14 protein-coding genes and 1 pseudogene are annotated in these 20124 nt (G+C 74.2%); 10 read left to right on the top strand and 5 right to left on the bottom strand.

Annotation, left to right across the window (positions count from 1 at the left end; genetic code table 11):
- The first annotated feature begins 117 nt into the window (after positions 1-117).
- Complete coding sequence (locus tag IE311_RS10700; protein WP_189831380.1) at positions 118-1275, top strand: ROK family transcriptional regulator; 1158 nt, start codon at positions 118-120, stop codon at positions 1273-1275.
- A 67-nt stretch (positions 1276-1342) separates the two neighbouring features.
- On the opposite strand, the gene IE311_RS10695 is transcribed toward IE311_RS10700, so the two are convergent.
- Positions 1343-2083, bottom strand: coding sequence for a GntR family transcriptional regulator (locus IE311_RS10695; protein ID WP_189831379.1), 741 nt, complete (start codon positions 2081-2083; stop codon positions 1343-1345).
- Positions 2084-2365: 282 nt separating this feature from the next.
- A complete protein-coding gene (locus IE311_RS10690; protein ID WP_268257180.1) occupies positions 2366-3271 on the bottom strand; it encodes an RNA polymerase sigma-70 factor in 906 nt (301 codons plus the stop codon).
- A gap of 123 nt (positions 3272-3394) precedes the next feature.
- Here IE311_RS10690 and IE311_RS10685 point away from each other — a divergent pair, with 123 nt between their 5' ends.
- A complete protein-coding gene (locus IE311_RS10685) occupies positions 3395-4225 on the top strand; it encodes an alpha/beta fold hydrolase (RefSeq protein ID WP_189831378.1) in 831 nt (276 codons plus the stop codon).
- Positions 4226-4273: 48 nt separating this feature from the next.
- On the opposite strand, the pseudogene IE311_RS10680 reads toward IE311_RS10685, so the two are convergent.
- Positions 4274-4873: pseudogene (locus IE311_RS10680) on the bottom strand (EamA family transporter); the annotation flags it as partial.
- 285 nt (positions 4874-5158) lie between these two features.
- Positions 5159-6139 (bottom strand): helix-turn-helix domain-containing protein, encoded by a 981-nt coding sequence (locus IE311_RS10675; RefSeq protein WP_229901846.1) that lies wholly within the window; start codon positions 6137-6139, stop codon positions 5159-5161.
- Positions 6140-6247: 108 nt separating this feature from the next.
- On the opposite strand from IE311_RS10675, the gene IE311_RS10670 reads away from it, so the two are divergent.
- From IE311_RS10670 to IE311_RS10645, 6 genes are all read left to right on the top strand, one after another.
- The gene (locus tag IE311_RS10670; protein WP_189831377.1) at positions 6248-7279 is read left to right on the top strand and encodes a saccharopine dehydrogenase family protein; all 1032 of its coding nucleotides are present in this window, start codon (positions 6248-6250) and stop codon (positions 7277-7279) included.
- Between the two features lie 79 nt (positions 7280-7358).
- Complete coding sequence (gene pdxR / locus IE311_RS10665; RefSeq protein WP_189831376.1) at positions 7359-8891, top strand: MocR-like pyridoxine biosynthesis transcription factor PdxR; 1533 nt, start codon at positions 7359-7361, stop codon at positions 8889-8891.
- Between the two features lie 220 nt (positions 8892-9111).
- Positions 9112-10704, top strand: coding sequence for an alkaline phosphatase D family protein (locus IE311_RS10660; RefSeq protein ID WP_189831375.1), 1593 nt, complete (start codon positions 9112-9114; stop codon positions 10702-10704).
- A gap of 127 nt (positions 10705-10831) precedes the next feature.
- The gene (locus IE311_RS10655; RefSeq protein WP_189831374.1) at positions 10832-12241 is read left to right on the top strand and encodes an SWIM zinc finger family protein; all 1410 of its coding nucleotides are present in this window, start codon (positions 10832-10834) and stop codon (positions 12239-12241) included.
- 113 nt (positions 12242-12354) lie between these two features.
- On the top strand, positions 12355-15099 hold the full coding sequence (locus IE311_RS10650; protein WP_229901845.1) for a DUF7824 domain-containing protein: 2745 nt from the start codon (positions 12355-12357) through the stop codon (positions 15097-15099).
- A gap of 88 nt (positions 15100-15187) precedes the next feature.
- Positions 15188-16612: a GNAT family N-acetyltransferase gene (locus IE311_RS10645; protein WP_189831373.1), complete on the top strand. Its 1425-nt coding sequence runs from the start codon at positions 15188-15190 to the stop codon at positions 16610-16612.
- On the opposite strand, the gene IE311_RS10640 is transcribed toward IE311_RS10645, so the two are convergent.
- Positions 16527-17750, bottom strand: coding sequence for a trans-sulfuration enzyme family protein (locus tag IE311_RS10640; protein ID WP_189831372.1), 1224 nt, complete (start codon positions 17748-17750; stop codon positions 16527-16529). The genes IE311_RS10645 and IE311_RS10640 overlap by 86 nt on opposite strands.
- A gap of 59 nt (positions 17751-17809) precedes the next feature.
- Here IE311_RS10640 and IE311_RS10635 point away from each other — a divergent pair, with 59 nt between their 5' ends.
- Both IE311_RS10635 and IE311_RS10630 read left to right on the top strand, forming a co-directional pair.
- Complete coding sequence (locus tag IE311_RS10635) at positions 17810-18307, top strand: Lrp/AsnC family transcriptional regulator (protein ID WP_189831371.1); 498 nt, start codon at positions 17810-17812, stop codon at positions 18305-18307.
- Positions 18308-18356: 49 nt separating this feature from the next.
- Positions 18357-20060: a DUF885 domain-containing protein gene (locus IE311_RS10630; protein ID WP_189831370.1), complete on the top strand. Its 1704-nt coding sequence runs from the start codon at positions 18357-18359 to the stop codon at positions 20058-20060.
- The last annotated feature ends 64 nt before the right edge of the window (positions 20061-20124 follow it).

Genomic DNA, 20124 nt, shown 5'->3' with positions numbered 1-20124 from the left:
GGCTGCCGGGGCCCCGGGACGGGGGCGGATCCGGTGCGTACCGGGGGCGGCACTCGCCGCGACCGGGCCCATTGAGTACCATCCGCCGAAGAGGTGCACGAGCTGGGAGGACACACTGTGGGGCGGCTGACCGGCGGGGATCCGTCTCTGCTGCGGCGGATCAACTCCGCGGTGGTACTCCATGCGCTGCGTGGCGCCGACGCGCCCACGCTCACGGACCTGACCCGGATCACGGGTCTCTCACGGCCCACCGTCGAAGGGGTCGTCGAGGGACTCATGGAGGGCGGCCTCGTCGTCGAGGCGGCGCCCGAGGAGGGTGAGGCCCGCCGCCAGGGACGTCCCGCCCGGAGGTTCCGCTTCCGCGCGGAGGCCGGCCATCTGCTCGGCATCGAGATCGGCCCGCACCGCGTGGCCGCGCTGCTCTCCGGTCTGGACGGGCGGATCATCGGCGCCGGCTCGCGCGAGGTGTCGGAGACGGCACCCGAGGACGAGCGCCTCGACCGGGTCCGTACGGTCGTCGCCGACGTGCTGCGCCGGGCCGGGGTCGCCCGCTCGAACCTGCGGGCCGTCGGCGTCGGCACGCCCGGCATCGTGGAGGCCGACGGCACCGTCCGTCTCGGTACGGCCCTGCCGGGCTGGACGGGCCTCGCGCTCGGCGAGCGGCTGCGGCGCTCCTTCAAGTGCCCGGTGATCGTGGAGAACGACGCCAACGCGGCAGCCGTCGCCGAGCACTGGAAGGGTGCCGCGACCGACTCCGACGACATCGTCTTCGTGCTGGCCGGGCTGAGCCCGGGGGCCGGTTCACTGATCGGCGGCCGGCTGCACCGCGGCTTCGGCGGCGCGGCCGGGGAGATCGGCGCGCTGCACCTGCTGGGCCGGGACGTCACCCCCGAGCATCTGCTGTCGACCACGGACGAGCCGCTGCACCCGCTGGACGAGCAGGCGGTCGCCGAGGTCTTTGCGCTGGCCCGGAAGGGCGACGCGCGCGCGGAGGCGGCGGTGGACCGGTTCATCCAGCGGCTCGTGCACGACGTGGCGGCGCTGGTCCTCGCGATCGACCCCGAACTGGTGGTCGTCGGTGGCTGGGCGGCCGGTCTGGACGGCGTGCTCCAGCCGCTCCGGGAGGAGCTCGCGCGGTTCTGCCTGCGGCCGCCGCGGGTGGTGCTGTCGCTGCTCGGCGAGGCCGCCGTGGGAACGGGTGCGCTGCGGCTCGCCCTCGACCATGTCGAGGAGCAGCTCTTCGCGGTCGACGGCACGGTGACGGCCCGCCGCTAGGAAGATCCTCGCGACGGGCCGTCGACCGGTGTTCGGTGCTCGGAACTCGGTGTTCGTGGGAGGGGCGCTACGAGGCCATGACCAGGTCGACTGAGTCGCCGAAGGTGAGGCGGCAGGTGTCGGCACGGTAGGTGGCCACCGAGACGGCGGCGGTACGCCCTCCCGAGAGGTAGCGGGTCGTCACGACGAGCACGGGCGCGCCCGGCAGCCGGTCGAGCTCCTTGGCGTCGTCGGCGCGGGCCGAACCGAGCTCCACGGAGCGGTCCTGGCCGTCCAGGGCGAGGTGCTGGAGCTCGCGCAGCACCGCACGGGCACGTGCCGGTCCGGCGGGCGTGTCGATGGCGCTGAGACCCGGGACGGAGCCGGCGGGCACGTACAGCAGCTCGGCGGCGACGGGCTGGCCCTGGCTGACGCGGAGGCGGCGGACGATGTGCACCCGCTCGCCGGAGCCGGCCTCCAGGAGGCGCGCGACGGCGGCCGGGGCCACGTCGGAGGCGGAGTCCTGGGACTGCCAGGCCTCGTCGCCGACACCCGGCCAGGAGTGCTGGGTGGTGGAGACGTCGACGCCGACGCGCGGCGGGGCGACCGTGGTGCCGACGCCGCGACGGCGCTGCAGGCGGCCTTCCAGCTCCAGCTGCTCCAGGGCCTGCCGGAGCGTGGCCCGGGCGACGCCGAAGCGTGCCGCGAGCTCGCGCTCGTTGGGGAGGATCTCCCCGACCGCGAAGTCCGAGTCGAGCGCTTCGCCGATCACTGTCTTGAGGTGCTGGTACTTCGGCTCCGGTACCGATGCCAGCTGCGTGGTCCCCACCCTGATCCTCCGCAATTCGCCGTGTCCCGCGGCGTTTTTCCGCGCCCTTGTTTATTAAAGGTTCCTGCACTAACACTGCGACCATAAGGCGAGCCAATCCCTTGGTCAAGACCAATCCTCCGTCGAACGCCCCCGAATATGACCCTCTGACCCGGATCGTTCACAGGACGTTCGCGCCCCTGTGAGCCCCGCGCAGCAAGAAACCCCGCCTCCCGGGGTGGGAGACGGGGTGACTTCCGGCCGATCGGCGTGATCATGACGGCCGGGTCGGGCGGTGGGCCCTCAGAGCGCGGCGGCCTCCTCCAGGCCGTGGAGCTTGTCGGGGTTGCGGATGATGTAGACGCACTGGACGCGCCCGTCGCGCACCTCGATCTGGAAGACGGAGTCCGGCTTCCCGTCGGCGAGGGCGAGGAGCGCCGGGGCGCCGTTGAGCTCGACGAGGCGGAACTCGAAGCGCTCGTGCGCCCCCTCCGCGGTGGCGACCACGAAGCGGCCGACCTTGTCGGCGCTGTCGATGATCCGCAGCGGCGCCTTGGACTTGCCCCCGCTGTCGCCGACGAGACGCACGTCCGGGGCGAGCAGGGCGAGGAGGTCGCCGAGGTCGCCGCCCGCGGCGGCGGAGAGGAAGCGTTCCGTCAGGTCGCGACGCTCGACAGGGTCGACGTCGTAGCGCGGCTTGCCCTCGTCGACATGCCGCCGGGCACGCCCGGCGAGCTGGCGCACGGCCGCCTCGGAGCGGTCGAGGGTGGTGGCGATCTCCGCGAAGGGGAAGCCGAAGGCCTCGCGCAGCACGAAGACGGCCCGCTCCAGCGGCGAGAGGGATTCGAGGACGACGAGGACGGCGAGCGAGACGGAGTCGGCGAGCAGGGCGCGCTCGGCGGTGTCGGGCACGGACGGGCCGAAGTCGGTGACGACGGGTTCGGGCAGCCACGGGCCGACGTAGGACTCGCGGCGCGTCTGCGCCTGCCGGAGCCGGTCGATGGCGAGCCTGGTCGTGATCCGGACGAGGAAGGCGCGGGGCTCGCGCACCTCGGCCCGGTCCTCGGCGGTCCAGCGCAGCCAGGCCTCTTGGACGACGTCCTCGGCGTCGGCGGCGCGGCCGAGCATCCGGTAGGCGACGCCGAGGAGCATCGGACGGTGCTCCTCGAAGAGATCGGTCAGGGTGTCGGTCGGAGTATCGGTGGGCACCTGCCCATCCCAGCCCACCTTCGCCGTGCTGTCCAGTTTCGGACAGGGGCTTGAACTCCAGGCTACTCATCGGTAATTGTCACTGACGGGACGTCTAAGAAAGCCTCAGGACAGGGAGTCCGCATGCCCGAACGGATCGCGTTCACGATCGACACCCCGGCGGGTCCTCGCACGGCGTCCCTCACCTACGAGCGCCGGGGCTCGGGCGAACCCCTGTTGCTCCTCCACGGCATCGGCCACCACTGGCAGGCCTGGGAGCCCGTCCTGGACATCCTGGCCACCGAGCGCGACGTCGTCGCGGTCGACCTGCCCGGCTTCGGCGCCTCCGACGAGCTGCCCGACGGCTGCCCGTACGACCTGTCCGGTGTCGGGCGGGTGCTCGGCGCCTTCTGCGCGGCCGTCGGCATCGAGCGCCCGCACGTGGCGGGGAACTCGCTCGGCGGACTGCTCGCCCTGGAACTCGGCCGGGAGAAGCAGGTGCGCTCGGTCACCGCCCTCTCCCCCGCCGGCTTCTGGACCGAGGGCGAGCGCCGGTACGCCTTCCTCACGCTGCGGGCGATGCGGGGCGCGGCCCGGTCGATGCCCGTGCCGGTCATCGACCGGCTCTCCCGTACGTCCGTCGGACGGGCCACGCTCACGAGCAGCATCTACGCCCGCCCGGGGCGCCGTTCACCCGAGGCGGTCCACGCCGAGACGCTCGCCCTGCGCGGAGCCACCGGCTTCCGGCAGACCCTGGCCGCCGGCGGGAGCGTGCGCTTCCGCGACGACGTTCCCTCGGTGCCCGTCACCGTGGCCTGGGGCACCCGCGACCGGCTGCTCCTGCCCCGCCAGGGCGTTCGCGCCAAGCACACCATCCCCGGCGCCCGGCTGGTCCGGCTGCCCGGCTGCGGTCATGTGCCCATGAGCGACGACCCGGCTCTCGTCGCCCGCGTCATCCTCGACGGCAGCCGCTGAAGCCTCCCGGGTCCGTCGCGCGAACAGGCCGGTGCCCACGGCGGCACCGGCCCCCACGAGCAGGCTGCCGGCCGCCTGCGGAAGGCCGAAGCCGGTGCCCGCGACGAGGGCGGCGCTCAGCGCGGCCGCGACCGGGATCGCGCCGGTGAAGAGGGTGGCCCGCTCCATTCCCACGCGTTGGACGCCCATGTAGAAGAGGACGAATCCGACCACGGTGGCCAGGGCCGCCTGCCAGACCAGGGCGCCGGCTTCCGTCGGCGTCGGCACACGGACGAGACCGGCACCGTCCACCACCAGGCCCACGAGCGCCGCCTCGACCGCGCCGACCCCGCAGACGGTGGCGGTGAGGAGCTTCGGCCCGAGCAGCCGCAGGACCGGGACGGCCAGCACGGTGAACCCGACCTCGCCCGCGAGCGCCGCCACCGACCAGCCGATCCCGGCCAGGTCCGTACGCCCCCAGCCCTGCACGGTGAAGGCGCCCGCGGCGACGAGCAGCGCCCCGTACAGCACGGCGGGGGCGGGCCTGCGGCCCTCGGTCAGCGGGACCAGGACGGCGACGACGACCGGGGCGCAGCCGACCAGGACGCCGGGCACGGCGGGCTCGGCGGTCCGCTCGGCGGCGAGGACCGCCAGATTGAAGCCGACCATGCCGACGCCCGCGAGGGCGGCGAGCCGCAGCCAGTGACGGGCGGTCAGGGTCCGCAGCGGGGCGAGCCCGCCCCGGCCGAGCAGCGGGAGGAGGAGCAGGCAGGCGGCTCCGTACCGCAGGGCCTGGCCGCCCGCGTACGGGTAGGCGCCGAGCAGGCTGTTCGCGGTGAAGGAGGCGCCGACGAGGGCGTAGGCGAGGGTCACGAGGAGGACCCCGCGCAGGGCGTTCGCGTTCATGCCTCCGACGCTAGAAAACGGCGCGGCCCGCGTTGAGGTCCACTTCCCTCACGCCATCGGGGACCACTTCGGGGAGCCCGGGAGGGGGTGGGTCCGGGCGCGGAAGGTGCGGCGGTACGTGTCCGGGGGGACGCCCACGGTGCGGTTGAAGTGCCGGCGCAGGGTCGTGGCGGTGCCCATGCCGGTGGCCGTCGCGATGGCCTCGACGCTCTCGTCGGTGGCCTCCAGCAACTCCTGGGCGTGGCGGATCCGCTGGATCAGCAGCCACTGCAGCGGGGTCGTACCGGTCACCGACCGGAAGTGGCGGCCGAGATGGCGCGAACTCATCCGGGCCCGGCGCGCCAGGTCCTCCACGGTCAGCGGCTGGTCGAGGCGCTCCATCACCCAGGGGAGCAGCTCGCCGAGCGGATGGTCGTCCCGCTCGGGCACCGGGGTGGTGACGAACTGGGCCTGGCCACCCGCACGGTGCGGCGGCACGACCAGGCTGCGGGCGATCGTGTTGGCGACCGCCGAGCCGTGGTCGAGGCGGACGAGGTGGAGGCACAGGTCCATCGCGGCGGCCTTGCCGGCGGAGGTGAACACCCGGCCGTCGTCCACGTAGAGCACGTCCGGGTCGACCTCCACCAGGGGGTGACGGGCCGCCAGTTCCTCGGTGTGGGCCCAGTGGGTGGTCGCGCGCCTGCCGTCGAGGAGGCCGGCGGCGGCCAGCACGAACGCGCCGGTGCAGAGCGAGGCCACGCGGGCACCCGCCCCGTGAGCCGCGCGCACGGCGTCGACCAGGTCGGCGGGCGGGTCCCGGTCGGCATCGGCGAGGGCGGGAACGATCACCGTGTCGGCGCGCGCCAGCCGGTCGAAGCCGCCGTCGGGTTCCACCCGGAACCGGCCGATCCGCACGGCGTCCGGTCCGCAGAGGGCCAGGTCGTACCAGGGTTCGCCCACACCGTCCGGGGCGGGGCCGAAGACCTCGGCCGCCACGGACAGTTCGAAGTGCCGCATTCCCTCGGTGACGGCCAGCGCGACAGTGCTCACGTCCGTAATTGTACGCATGATGTCGTTCCGGACACTCGTGTGGGTCACGCGCGGGGGCCAGGATTGCCGCAACGGATCGACGGACGGTTCGAGAGCAGGGGAGAAGTCATGGAATCGGGTCTCACTGTCGCGGTGTTCGGCGCCTACGGACACACCGGGCGGTTCGTGGTGGCCGAGCTGCTCGCCCGCGGATTCTTCCCGGTGGCCTCCGGCCGCGACGCGGAGAAGCTGCGGGCCCTCGCGGCGTCCGTTCCCGGTCTCGACGTCCGGCCCGCCTCGGTCGACGACCCCGCCTCGCTGGACCGCGCGCTGTCCGGTGCGGCGGCCGTGATCAACTGCGCCGGCCCCTTCGCCACCACCGGCGCCCCCGTCATCGAGGCGGCACTGCGCGCCGGCATCCCGTACGTGGACGTGGCCGCCGAGATCGAGGCCAACGTCGACACCTTCGCCCGGTTCTCGGACCGCGCCCGGGCCGCGGGCGCGGTCGTCGTCCCCGCGATGGCCTTCTACGGCGGCCTCGGCGACCTGCTGGCCACCGCGGCCATGGGCGACTGGACGGCGGCGGACGAGGCGCACATCGCGTACGGGCTGAGCAGCTGGCACCCCACCGCCGGGACCCTCGCCGCGGGCAGGGTCTCCCGCGAGCGGCGGAACGGCCGGCACGTCCGCTTCACCGGCGGCCGGCTGGAGTACCACGACGACGCGTTCGCGGTCCTGGACTGGCCGTTCCCCGCCCCGATGGGCACCCGGCCCGTCATCGGCGAGTTCACGATGGCCGACGTCGTCACCGTCCCGAGCCATCTGAAGGTGCCCGAGGTCCGCACCTACATGGCGGTCGACGCGGCCCAGGACCTGTCCGCACCGGACGCGTCGGCACCGGCCGCCGTCGACGAGCACGGCCGCTCCGCGCAGACCTTCCTCGTGGACGTCGTCGTGCGCTCCGGCGACGCCGAACGCCGGGCCGTCGCCCGGGGGCAGGACATCTACGCCGTCACCGCACCGCTCGCGGTGGAGGCGGTCCGGCGGATCCTCTCCGGCCTGACCAGGACGACCGGTGTCGCCTCGGCCGGGGAGATCTTCGACGCGCCCGACTTCCTGCGCGCCCTGTCCGCCCATCTGGCGGTGGAAGTGCACCCGTGACGGAGGAGCATGATGGTCTCCGACCGGACCGGTGGCGGATCCGGACGAGGGGCGGACGAGGGGCGGGGGTCTCCATCGAATGAGCGGCCACGGACAGGCGGCCTGGGAGCTCCTCCTTCCCGCCGCCGGGGCCCCGGCGCGGCGGCGCGGCCGGGCCCTCCAGGAGGCGCTGCGCGAGGCGGTGCGCTCGGGGCGGCTCACGGCAGGGACGCGGCTGCCGTCGACGCGCGCGCTCGCGGCCGACCTGGGCGTGTCCCGGGGTCTGGTGACGGAGGCGTACGAGCAGCTCACCGCCGAGGGGTACCTGCGCAGCGACCGGGGCGCGGGCACCTGGGTGGGTGACGCCGCGAGGGCGACACACGCGCGTGGGGATGCCCGCGGCCCCGTCGCGGGGGCACGCGCGCGTGGGGACGCCCACGGTCCCGCGGCAGGAGCACGCGCGCGGGCCGGGTCCGGGCCGGGCGCAGGTGCGGGTGCACGCCCGCGCGGCGCGGCCGGGCGGGGCGCGGGGAGGTCGGAGGTCCGTGTGGACTTCCACCCCGGAACCCCTGATCTGTCGCTCTTCCCCAGGGCCGCCTGGTCCGGGGCACAACGCGCCGTCCTCGCCCGGCTGACCCACCCCGCGCTCGGCTACCCGGATCCGCGCGGGCTGCCCGAGCTGCGGGAGGCGCTGGCCGGGATGCTGACCCGACGGCGGGGCGTGGTGGCGGACCCCGAGCGGCTCGTGGTCTGCTCCGGAGTGGCACAGGCCTCGACACTCCTCGGTTTCGTCCTGCGGGCGCGGGGGCTCGACGCGGTCGGCATCGAGGACCCCGGCAGCCCGGAGCACGGGCGGCTCTTCGCCTCGACCGGTCTGGGCACGGTGTGGCTCCCCCTCGACGAGGAGGGGCTGATGCCGGAGCCGCTCGCCGCCTCCGGGGTCCGGGCCGTGGTGGTGACGCCCTCGCACCAGTTCCCGTCCGGGATCAGCTGGTCGGCGGAGCGGCGTGCCGCGCTCCTCGGCTGGGCGCGGGCGGTGGACGGCTACGTCCTGGAGGACGACTACGACGGCGACTTCCGGTACGACCGGGCGCCCGTGGGCGCGCTCCAGGGCCTCGATCCGGAGCGGGTCGTCTACGCGGGATCGGTCAGCAAGTCCCTGGCGCCCGGTCTGCGGCTCGGCTGGATGCTCGTCCCCGAGGACCTGGTCGACGAGGTCGTCGAACGGAAGCGGACCATGGATCTCGGCAACCCGGTGCTCGACCAGGCCGTGCTCGCCGAGTTCGTGACGCGGGGCGGGTACGACCGGCAGCTGCGCCGCTGCCAACGGGCCTACCGGGAACGGCGGGACGTGCTGCTCGCCGCCCTCGCGGAGCACCTGCCGGGAACCCGGGTGAGCGGTATCGCGGCGGGGCTGCACGTCATCGCGCGCGTACCGGGGCGTTACGGGCCGCCTGAACGGTTCCTGGCGCGGGCGGCGGAGGCGGGGGTCGCGCTGCGGCCGCTGGAGGAGTACGGCACGGCGCGTCCCGGGGACGGGGACGTACGGCTGGTCATCGGGTACGCGCATCTGTCGCCGTCGGCCGTGACGGCCGGGATCAGGCTGGTGGCGGAGGCGGTCGGCCGGGACTGATCCGTTCACACGCGTGCGTGGTGGCGCCGGAGGGTGTTCCGTCACGCCGGGGGCGGTGGTGCGGACCGATCCGTTCACACGCGTGCGTGGTGGCTGCGGCGGCGTCGCCCACCGGTCGCGGATGATCTGTTCACGCGGGGTTCGTGTGGGCGCCGCCCCCGGCCGTTAGGCATGGGGCGACGCACCGCCCCCGCCCGGACACCGCCTCGGAGGCTCATCCATGTCCCAGTCCGCACCCGGCAGTTCCCCCTCCCCCGCCCGTCGCAGTGTGCTGCGCGGTTCGCTGGCCGCGTCGGCGGCGCTGACCCTCGGCGGCGCCGGCCTCGCCGCCCCGGCGTTCGCCCTGTCGGGCCGCCCACGCGCCGCGTGGGGTGTGCAGACGGGCGACGTCACGGCGTCCTCCGGGCTGGTGTGGGTGCGCTCGGACCGGCCGGCGCGCATGCTCGTGGAGACGTCGGCGAGCGAGTCGTTCCGGCGGGTGCGCCGCCACCACGGGCCGCTGATCGGCGCGGGCACGGACTTCACCGGAACCGCGCCCCTGCGCGGGCTGCCGGCCGGGGAGCAGATCCACTACCGGGTCACCCTCGCGGACCCGGACGATCCGCGCCGGACGGGCGAGCCGGTCGTCGGCACCTTCCGCACCGCTCCCGACCGGCGTCGTGACGGCGTGCGGTTCCTGTGGTCGGGGGACGTCGCGGGACAGGGCTGGGGCATCAACCCGGACATCGGCGGCCTCCGGGCGTACGAGGAGATGCGCGGGCTCGACCCCGACTTCTTCCTGTGCAGCGGCGACTCGATCTATGCCGACGGGGTGATCCAGCCGAGCGTGACGCTGCCGGACGGGCGGATCTGGCGGAACGTCACGACCCCGGAGAAGTCGAAGGTCGCGGAGACGCTCGACGAGTACCGGGGCAACTTCCGCTACAACCTCCTCGACCACAACGTCCGGGCGTTCAACGCCCAGGTGCCCTCGGTGGTGCAGTGGGACGACCACGAGGTGCGCAACAACTGGTACCCGGGCCAGATCCTGGACGACGCGCGCTACACGGAGAAGGACGTCGACGTCCTCGCCGCGCGGGCGCTGCGCGCCTTCGGCGAGTACACACCGGTATCCACCCTCCACGCGCGCGGTGGCGGGCGCGAGCGCCGGATGCACCGAGTGGTCCGGTACGGGCCGCTGCTCGACGTGTTCGTCCTCGACATGCGTTCGTACCGGAACGCCAACTCCCCCGGCCGGCAGGGCGACGACACCACCGGCATCCTCGGCGCCGAGCAGCTGGCCTGGCTCAAGCGCGAGCTGGCCGCGTCGACGGCGGTGTGGAAGGTGCTCGCGGCGGACATGCCGCTCGGCCTGGTCGTGCCGGACGGCACGGCGAACATCGAGGCGATCGCGCAGGGCGATCCCGGTGCCCCGCTGGGCCGTGAGCTCCAGATCGCCGAGCTGCTGCGGTTCGTCAAGCACCGGCGGATCACCGGCACGCTGTGGCTGACGGCGGATGTGCACCACACCTCGGCGCAGCACTACGCGCCGGAGCGGGCCGCCTTCAAGGACTTCGCCCCGTTCTGGGAGTTCGTGTCCGGTCCGCTGGCCGCGGGCGGTTTCCCGGCGAACGCGCTCGACGCGACCTTCGGTCCGGAGCGGGTGTTCGTCCGGGCGCCGGAGCGGGGAAACGTGTCGCCGATGGAGAGCCCGCAGTACTTCGGTGAGGTCGACATCGACGGCCACAGCGGGGAACTGACGGTCCGGCTGCGGGCGGAGGGCGGGACGGTGCTGTTCAGCAAGGTGCTGCGGCCCGGTCGCGTCGGGCAGTAAGGCCTGGTCGCGTCGGGCAGTAAGGCCTGGTCGGACGTGGTGCGGGGACCGGTTCCCGGCGGTCGTGGGCGCCGTACGGGACCCTGCTCCCCGGTGATTGTCAGTGCCGGGTCCTAACGTCGTTTCCATGACGCGATCCGTACAGGCACTCGCCTATGTCCGCCCTTCCGCGCTGGAGTCGACCGGCTCCGGCCGGCTGCTCGGTCTGGAGACGGCGGGGGGTCTCACGCCCCGGGGGGCCGAGGCCCATCCGCGCTTCTTCGCCGGCTTCCTGGCCTCGCCGCAGGTCGCCGCCCGCGGCCTGCTGGCGGTCGCCGACGTGGCCGCGGCCCGCTACCACCAGCGGATACGGCCGGGGTCGCTCGACCCGGTGGTGACGGGGAACGGGGACCGGCTGCGGTTCGAGTCGTTCTCCGGCTGCGGCGGGGTGTACGCGCGCCTGGACGTGCTGGACGAGGGCCTCGGCGGTACGGAGACGGGGCACGGAACGACCAACGTCGACGTCAACAACCCGCTGCGCGAGGCGCTGTCGCGGATGACGGGGGACGGTCCGCTGCACCTCCGGGTGGGTCCCGAGGAGATGGCGGTGACCACGCTCGCCGGGGCGGTCGTGGAGAAGAAGGTCCCGCTGCCGGACCGCTGGCTGCGGGGCTTCGCCGAGGCGCAGGTCGCCTCGGCCCGGTTCGATCTGCGGGCCGAGCTGAGCGGCGCGGAGGCGGTGCGCTTCCTCCGCTCCCTGCCGCGGAGTCAGGCCCGTGGGCGCGGACCGATGTGGATCGTCCAGTCCGGCCGGACCCTGCGGCCGACGACCCGGCCCGGCGCGGGCGCGGTGTGCCTGCCGGGGCCCGACCGCCTCGTCGCGCTGGAGCGGGTGCTGAGGCATGCGACGGGGCTCCGGGTGTACGGGCCGGTGCCGGACGGCGGCCTGGCCACGGCGAGCGCCTGGGAGGTGGTCCTGCCGGGCATGCGGCTCACGCTCACGCTGTCGCCCGACCCCGCGCGGGGCTTCTCCGGCGAGGGCGGGGTCCTGGAGGCCCTGGCGACGGAGGAGGCCGCGCAGGACGCCGAACTGATCGCCGTCCTCCTCGCCTGGGAGCCGCGGATCGACCCGGCCGACCTGGCGGCGCAGGCCGGGCTCACGGTCGACCGGGTGCGGGCCGCGCTGACCCGGCTCGGCACGGCCGGGCGCGTGGGGTACGACGTGGCGGACGCGGCCTACTTCCACCGGGAGCTGCCGTACGACGCGGACCGCGCCGAGCGGCACAACCCGCGTCTGGTGAGCGCCCGCCGGCTGGTCGCGGAGGGCGCGGTGACCGTCGAAGGCGATCTGGCGACGGTGGCCTCGGGCGATCGGCGCTACCGGGTGCGGGAGTCGGAGGGGGTGCTGAGCTGCACCTGCCAGTGGTGGGCCGACTACCGGGGCCGGCGGGGCCCGTGCAAGCACGCGCTCGCGGTCCGGATGGTGCGGCGGGGCGCGACGCCCGGTCGCGCGGACGCCGCGGGTGCCGGCGCGACGGTCGCCGGAGCGGCGCGATGACGGGGAGCGACGCCGTGACGGGAGGCGGTACCGGGGCGGGGAGCGCCGGGACGGCGGTGGAGGGTGGGGGGACCGAGGTGGGGAACGGCCTGGTGAACAGGGTGATGGACAGCATGATGACCAAGGTGAGGAGCGCCGTGGTGCGCGGGGCGGGGAACGACACGGTGAGCGACGCGGGAAGCACGAACCGCGTCGCGGGAGACGCGGACGGTACGGAGGGGGGCACCCCGGTCGAGCAGTTGCTGGCGGCGGTGCGCTCCGGGCGCGCCCACAAGGTGCCGGCGCTCCTGGAGCCGCTGGACGCCGCCGCCCGCAAGGCCGCCCTCGGACCGTTGAAGTCCCTGCGCTCCGAGGTGCGCGCCTGGGACTGGAAGCGGTGGAACGAGGCGACCGCCGTGCGGCGCGCGCTGTACGTGGCGGGGGCCGGCTGTCAGACCGGCGCGGCCGCGACGGCCACCTGGCTCGGCGGGCGCGACCTGCTGAGCTGGCGCTCCGAGGACGGCACCCTGGTCCTCTCGGTGCTCGCCGACCGGGATCCGGTGTGGACGGCGGACGTGGCGCAGCGGCTCGCGGCGCGGCCCGCCGTGGCGGAGAGCAGTTACGGCCTGATCCGGGGGCTCGTGGAGCGCTCCGGGTGCGCGGTGCCCGCGACCGACGGCTATGTCCTCGCGTGGACGCGGGAGATCACCGACGCGCGCCTTCTGGAGCGGCTCCGGGAGGACTCCCACACACGCGTGCTCGTGCCGCACGCGCTCGCCATGGCGGAGACGCCCGACCGGCTGACCTGGTCGGTCGGCCCCGAGGCGCCGACACACTGGCCGACCGCGCTCGCGACGCTCGTCACGGAGGGCGTGCTCGACCGGGCCCAGGTCGTGGACCTGTGCGTCTCCCGGCTGCTGCGCGGCGGTCGGGCCCGGGACCTGCGGTTCCCGCTGGAGGTGCTGCGGCTCGTCGAGCCGAGCGAGGCCGAGCGCCGGGAGCGGGTACCGGACTGGATCGGGATGGCGGCCGACGCGCCGTCCCCGGTCGCGGGGTACGCGCAGGAGGTCCTCGCGGGCCTCGCCGCCGAGGGCGCGCTGCCGGCCGGGGCACTGGCCGAGATGACGGGCGGGGTGCTGTTCCGTACCGAGAAGAAGCTGGTGCGGGCCCAGTTGACGCTGGTGGGCAAGGTTCTGGCGCGGGAGCCCGGTGCCGTGGAGGAGCTGCTGCCGGCCGTGGCGGAGGCCTTCGGGCACGAGGACACCACGATCCAGGAGCGGGCCCTGAAGCTGGTGGGCCGTCATGCGGCGGCGGTGGACGCCTCCGTACGCCGTGAGCTCGCCGAGCAGGCGGGTCTGCTGAGTCCGGTGCACCGTCCGGCGGCCGTGGCGCTGTTCGGGAACGACCTGGAGGCGGAGCCCGGGGCCCCGTACGAGGAGATCCTGCCCCCGGTCCCGGAGCGGGAGCGGGTGGCTCCCCCGGCGACGACGGTCGAGGCGCTGGTGGAGGAGCTGCTGACGAGGGGCGGGTACCAGGACTCGGCGGCGTTCGAGCGGACGCTCGACGGTCTGGTGCGGCTCGCGCGTCGGGACCGGGCGGGGCTCGAGGCGGCGGTGCGCGAGGCGTTCCCGACGGAGCACTGGGAGCAGCAGCACTACTTCACCCACTACACCCACGGGACGGAGGTGGTACTCGCGGGGCTGCTGGGACTGCTGCCGGGGTGGCGCGTCGACTCCGGGCGGACGAAGGGGAACGACCGGAAGGCCTGCCACCACGAGGCGCTGTCGGGCATCCTGGACGCGCGCCTGTGGGAGGCCGCCGCCCTGATCGGCACGGACGCGCTGCCGTTCCTGCTCGCCGCACCGACCCTGCACACCGGTGAGATCGACCCGGTGGTGCTGGTGGAGCGGCTGCGCGGCTACCGGGACTCGGATGTCGAGCCGGCCCCTGCCGACTTCGCCCAGGCGCTGCTCCGGGTCGGGCGCAGGGACGCGTCGGCCGGGCGCGCGGCCGAGGACGCCGAGGCGCTCGGCACGCGGGCGGGGCGACGGCTCGCCGCGTGGCTGCGGGCGGGGGAACCCCTGGGGACGAGGGTGCGGTTCCTCGCCAGGGGGAAGGACCGGGCTTCGCAGAAGTGGTGGCTGACGGACCGGATCGTGGTGGAGATCGACGAGGGATCCGTGGTGCGCGAGGAGTTCCCGGCCGCGTTCCGGTGGCTGGGCGGCGAGCTGCGGGCGACGCCCCGTCGCTGCTACCACTGGCTGGACACGCGGGCGCACTGGGCCACGGCGCTGCCGGTGGACCGTGAGTTCGTGGCGGCGTGCGTCCTGTCCTCCCTCGCTTCGGGGGCCGACGCGGATCAGCGCGGGGTGACCGAACCGCTCACCGCGCTCGCCGAGGCGGGCGGCCCGGTCGGCCGGGCGGTCCATCTCGCCGTGGCGTTCGGGCTGGGCTGTCAGGACGCGGACGACCGGCTGCGCGCGGTGGACGCGCTGCTCGTCCTGGCGTCGCGGGGCGACCTGGGCGCCCGGCGGCTCGGCACGGAGCTGGCGTGGCTGGTCCTGGAGGGTTCGGTGAAGCCGAACCGGCTGGCGGACGCGCTCCGGACGGCGGCCTCCACGGGCGCCTACGGCACGGTGTGGGCGGTGCTGGAGCCGATGCTGCCGGAGCTGCTCGGCGCGGAGAAGCCGCTGCGCGGTCTGGGCGAGGTGCTCGCGGTCGCGGCGGACTGTGTGGAGCGGTGCGGGGCCCGGGGTGAGGTGGCCGGGCTCGACGCGATGGCCTCGGCACGGAGCTCCTCGCAGTTCGTCGTCCAGGCGAAGCGGCTGTCGGGCGCGCTCCGTCAGGGCACCGATCAGGCTCTGACAGAAACGGCCTGAATCGTTCCTTAAGGCGCCAGATCGGCGCTTAACCCGTCAGTCACAAAGCGTTCGTGATCACGCAACACCACTGGGTCACAGTGAGGTCATGACCGATGTGACGTCTTCGAAGAGCACCCGCCGCCCGCACCACTGGCGGCACGACCTGATCGAGCTGGCCGCCCTGTTCACCGCGGTGGTGGTGGCCGACACGATCGCCAAGAGCATCGTCAAGGGGCCCGACGGCCCCTACCTCCTGGTGTTCTCGGCGATCGCGTTGATCGCCACCGCGGGCTTCCACACGTGGTGGGCACGGAGGCACAGTCATGCGAGCCATGCCCCGCCCCCCGCACCCACCACGGCCGCCCCCGCCGGCTCCACCTCCGATGAGCACCCGGAGGAGGAGCCCGGGGTTCCGGCCGAGACCACGCTGTGGCGGATGCGGACGACCGTCGCGGACACACCGGGCAGCCTCGCCGCCCTGTGCACGGTCCTCGCCCGCCTGCGCGTGGACATCCTCACGCTCCAGACGCATCCGCTCGCCGACGGCACGGTCGACGAGTTCCTGCTGCGGGCCCCCGCCGATCTCTCCGCGCACGAGCTCGCCCGGGAGACCGCGGCGGCCGGCGGCCGCGACACCTGGACCGAGCGGGCCGACGCCCACGACCTGGTGGACACGCCCACCCGGGTCCTCGGCCTGGCCACCCGTACGGCACTCGACGCGGCCGAACTGCCGCTCGCGCTGCGCCGGCTCCTGGGCCGCTGCACGCTGCACTCGGTGCCCGCTCTCTCGCTCACCGGCCGCCCCACCGGCGAACCCGCCCCGGTCGAGGGGGTCCTGGAGGAGACGGTGATGCGGCTGCGCGACCCCAACGGCGGCACGCTGATCGTGGAACGGCCCTACCTCCCGTTCACCCCGACCGAGTTCGCCCGCGCCCGCGCCCTCGTGGAACTCGACGCCCGGCTGGGCCCGCGCGTCCCGCGCAGCCAGGACGTGCTGACGCTGCCCGAGGGCAACGAGATCACCGTGCGCCGCGCCGACCAGCGCGATCTGCCGGCCGCGCGCGCCATGCACGACCGCTGCTCGCCCCGCACGCTGGGCCTGCGCTACCACGGCCCGGTCGGCGACGCCGACCGCTACCTCGACCATCTGCTCAGCCCCCGCTTCGGGCGCACCCTCGCCGTGCAGACGACCTCCGGCCGTCTCGTCGCCCTCGGACATCTGCTCTGGGACGGCGACGAGACGGAGGTCGCGCTGATGGTGGAGGACGACTGGCAGCGGCGCGGCATCGGCTCCGAGCTCCTCGGCCGGCTGGTGACGATGGCCGAGGAGGCCGGCTGCGCGAGCGTGTACGCCGTGACGCAGTCCTCCAACACCGGGATGGTGGCCGCGATGCGGGCCCTCAACCTGCCCCTCGACTACCAGATCGAGGAGGGCACCCTGGTGATCACCGCGCGACTGGCCTCGGCACCTCGACCGGCCGCCCGTCCGCAGCAGGAACAGCACGAAGGGATCCGGCGGGCGGAGCGCTGAGCGCCTGGGTCAGGTCCCGCCACAGGTCCTCGACGTCCTCGAGGCCGACCGACATCCGCAGGAGCCGGTCGCTGACGCCGGACGAGCGCCGGTCTCCCTCGGCCACGATGCGGTGGCTGATGGAGGCCGGGTGCTGGATGAGGGTGTCGACACTGCCGAGGCTGACCGCGGGGGTGATGAGCCGGACGCCGGCGATGACGTCGTGCGGGTCGCCGTACACCTCGAAGGCGATCATCGCGCCGCCGATCCGCGGGTAGTGCACCCGGGCGATCCGGGGATCGGTGGCGAGCCGGCGTACGAGCTCCGCCGCCGTCCCGGACGCCGCCCTCACCCGTACGGGCAGGGTGGACAGACCGCGCAGCAGCAGATACCCCGCGAGCGGGTGCAGCACCCCGCCGGTGGCGAAGCGCACCTGGCGGAGGGTACGGGCGAACTCCTCGTCGCAGGCGACGATCCCGCCCATGACGTCACCGTGCCCGCCCAGGTACTTGGTCGCGCTGTGCAGCACGATGCGGGCGCCCTGCTCGACGGGCCGCTGGAGCACCGGCGTGGCGAAGGTGTTGTCGACCAGGAGGGGCACCGAGCCGCAGGAGTGTGCGAGGGCGCGGATGTCCGCCTCGGCGAGGGTCGGGTTGGCGGGCGACTCCACCATGACCAGGCCGGTGTCGGGCCGTATCGCGTCGGCGACACCCGCCGGGTCGGTCCAGGTCACCTCGGTGCCGAGCAGACCGGCGTCGAGCAGGTGGTCGCTGCAGCCGTACAGCGGACGGACCGCGACGACATGGCGCAGGCCCTGGCTCGCCCGGGCGAGGAGGACGGCGGTGAGGGCCGCCATGCCGCTGGCGAAGGCGACCGCGGCCTCGGCGCCCTCGAGGCGGGCGAGCGCCTCCTCGAAGCGGGCGACGGTGGGGTTGTCGAGCCGGGCGTAGACGGGCGGGCCGTCGAGCCGGGCGCCGGTGGTGGCGAACTCGTCGATGCGGGCGGCCTCCGCCCGGGCGTCGTACGAGGGGTAGGTGGTGGACAGGTCGATCGGCGGTGCGTGCAGACCGAGCGAGGCGAGGTCTTCGCGGCCGGCGTGCACGGCTTCGGTGGCGAGGGCTCTCGGGGTTTCCGAGCGGCCGTAGTCCATGGCGTCCATGGCGGCACTGTGAACGGATACCGGGAAGTAGAGGGAATGCGCCGTGCTACGTTCGCCAGATGGCCGATTCTGTCGTACTGGACGCGGTCGATCTGCACATTCTTCGCCTCCTGCAGAACGACGCCCGGACCACCTACCGTGAACTCGCCGCCGAGGTCGGTGTGGCACCGTCCACCTGCCTCGACCGGGTGGCCCGGCTGCGCCGCACGGGCGTGATCCTCGGACACCAGCTACGACTGGATCCGGCCAAACTCGGCCGTGGGCTGGAAGCACTCCTTCTCGTCCAGGTCCGCCCACACCGGCGGGAACTGATCGGTCCGTTCGTCGACCGGATCCGGGCCCTGCCGGAGTCCCGGGCGCTGTTCCATCTGACGGGACCCGACGACTACCTGGTGCACGTGGCGGTGGCGGACCCCGCCGACCTGCAGCGACTCGTACTCGACGAGTTCACCTCGCGCCGTGAGGTCGCGCGCGTCGAGACCCGGCTGATCTTCCAGCAGTGGGAGTGCGGCCCGCTTCTGCCGCCCTCGTCGAGCCCCTCCATGTCAGCCGACTGAGCCCCGACGAGGGTGACGCGGGCCCGCCGGACGCGCCAGGATGGCCCGCATGCCAGAGACTTCCAGCAGCCCGCTGCCCCGCCAGGTCGCCGACGAACACGTCGACGCACTCATCGCCCTCGACCCGATCATCGGTACGTACCTGGGAGTCAAGGAGAGCGCCGGACTGCTGCCCGACTTCTCGCCCGCCGGCCAGTCGGTCGTGGCCGACCTCGCCCGCCGTACGCTCGCCCGGCTCGACGAGGCGGAGCGCTCCCCGGGCGCGGACAGCGAGGCGGAACAGCGCTGCGCGAGACTGCTGAGGGAGCGCCTGACGGCGGAACTCGCCGTGCACGACGCCGAGGAGGGCCTCTGCGCGGTCAGCAACATGCGTTCGCCGGCGCACAGCGTGCGGATCGTCTTCACCGTGATGCCGACGGAGACCGAGGAGGACTGGGTGGCGGTCGCCTCCCGGCTGCGCGCGGTTCCCGGCGCGCTGGAGGGCTACCGCGCCTCACTCGCGCTCGGTCTCGAGCGCAAGCTCCTCGGCGGTCCGCGGCCCACCGCCACCTTCGTCGACCAGCTCACCGAGTGGGCGGGCGCGGACGGCGAGAAGCCGGGCTGGTTCGAGGAGTTCGCCGCCGCGGGCCCCGACACCCTGCCCGCCGACCTGCGCGCCGCGCTGGCGACGGCGGGCCGGGGCGCCACCGACGCCGTCCTGGCGCTGCGCGACTGGATGCGGGACGTGTACGCCCCCGCCGTCGCCGGCGCCCCGGACACGGTGGGGCGCGAGCGCTACCAGCGCTGGACCCGCTACTTCAACGGCACCGACCTCGACCTCGACCAGGCGTACGCGTACGGCTGGACCGAGTACCACCGGCTGCTGGGCGAGATGCGGACCGAGGCGGACCGGATCCTGCCGGGCGCCGACCCCTGGGAGGCGCTCGCCCACCTCGACGAGCACGGCACGCACATCGAGGGCGTGGACGAGGTCCGGGTCTGGCTCCAGGGAATCATGGACGAGGCCATCGAGGCCCTCGACGGCACCCACTTCGAACTGGCCGACCGGGTGCGCCGGGTGGAGTCCCGGATCGCCCCGCCGGGCGGCGCCGCCGCGCCGTACTACACCGGCCCGTCCGAGGACTTCTCGCGTCCCGGCCGCACCTGGCTGCCGGTGGACGGCACGACCCGCTTCCCGGTCTACGACCTGGTGTCGACCTGGTACCACGAGGGCGTTCCCGGCCATCACCTCCAGATCGCGCAGTGGGTGCACGTCGCCGACCGGCTCTCCCGCTACCAGGCGACCATCGGCAAGGTCAGCGCCAACATGGAGGGCTGGGCGCTCTACGCCGAGCGGCTGATGGACGAGCTCGGCTTCCTGCCCGACGCTGAGCGGCGCCTGGGCTACCTCGACGGGCAGATGATGCGCGCGTGTCGGGTGATCGTGGACATCGGCATGCACCTGGGTCTGGAGATCCCGGCCGACGCGCCGTTCCACCCCGGCGAGCGCTGGACGCCGGAGCTGGCCCAGGCGTTCTTCCAGCGGCACAGCAGCCGCCCGCCGTCCTTCGTGGAGAGCGAGATGACCCGCTATCTGTCGATGCCGGGCCAGGCGATCGGCTACAAGCTGGGCGAACGCGCCTGGCTGCTCGGCCGCGCCAAGGCGCGGGCGGCGCACGGTGAGGCGTTCGACGCGAAGGCCTGGCACATGGCGGCCCTCTCGCAGGGCCCGCTGGGCCTGGACGACCTGGTCGACGAGCTCTCCCGCCTCTGAGGCTCCGGTCACGAGATTCCCCGGCCGATCACTTGATCGGCCGGGGAATCCCCTGCTATTCCTG

It is taken from the genome of Streptomyces zaomyceticus (assembly GCF_014656215.1).
GTDB classification, from domain to species: domain Bacteria; phylum Actinomycetota; class Actinomycetes; order Streptomycetales; family Streptomycetaceae; genus Streptomyces; species Streptomyces zaomyceticus.
This window is presented reverse-complemented; position numbering and strand designations above follow the sequence as displayed.

What these genes read in the sequence shown, in the direction of transcription:
- IE311_RS10685 (WP_189831378.1), top strand. Translation starts at nt 3,395, where the DNA reads ATGCCCGAACGGATCGCGTTCACGATCGACACCCCGGCGGGTCCTCGC.
- IE311_RS10670 (WP_189831377.1), top strand. Translation starts at nt 6,248, where the DNA reads ATGGAATCGGGTCTCACTGTCGCGGTGTTCGGCGCCTACGGACACACC.
- pdxR (WP_189831376.1), top strand. Translation starts at nt 7,359, where the DNA reads ATGAGCGGCCACGGACAGGCGGCCTGGGAGCTCCTCCTTCCCGCCGCC.
- IE311_RS10660 (WP_189831375.1), top strand. Translation starts at nt 9,112, where the DNA reads ATGTCCCAGTCCGCACCCGGCAGTTCCCCCTCCCCCGCCCGTCGCAGT.
- IE311_RS10655 (WP_189831374.1), top strand. Translation starts at nt 10,832, where the DNA reads ATGACGCGATCCGTACAGGCACTCGCCTATGTCCGCCCTTCCGCGCTG.
- IE311_RS10650 (WP_229901845.1), top strand. Translation starts at nt 12,355, where the DNA reads ATGATGACCAAGGTGAGGAGCGCCGTGGTGCGCGGGGCGGGGAACGAC.
- IE311_RS10645 (WP_189831373.1), top strand. Translation starts at nt 15,188, where the DNA reads ATGACCGATGTGACGTCTTCGAAGAGCACCCGCCGCCCGCACCACTGG.
- IE311_RS10640 (WP_189831372.1), bottom strand. Translation starts at nt 17,750, where the DNA reads ATGGACGCCATGGACTACGGCCGCTCGGAAACCCCGAGAGCCCTCGCC.
- IE311_RS10635 (WP_189831371.1), top strand. Translation starts at nt 17,810, where the DNA reads ATGGCCGATTCTGTCGTACTGGACGCGGTCGATCTGCACATTCTTCGC.
- IE311_RS10630 (WP_189831370.1), top strand. Translation starts at nt 18,357, where the DNA reads ATGCCAGAGACTTCCAGCAGCCCGCTGCCCCGCCAGGTCGCCGACGAA.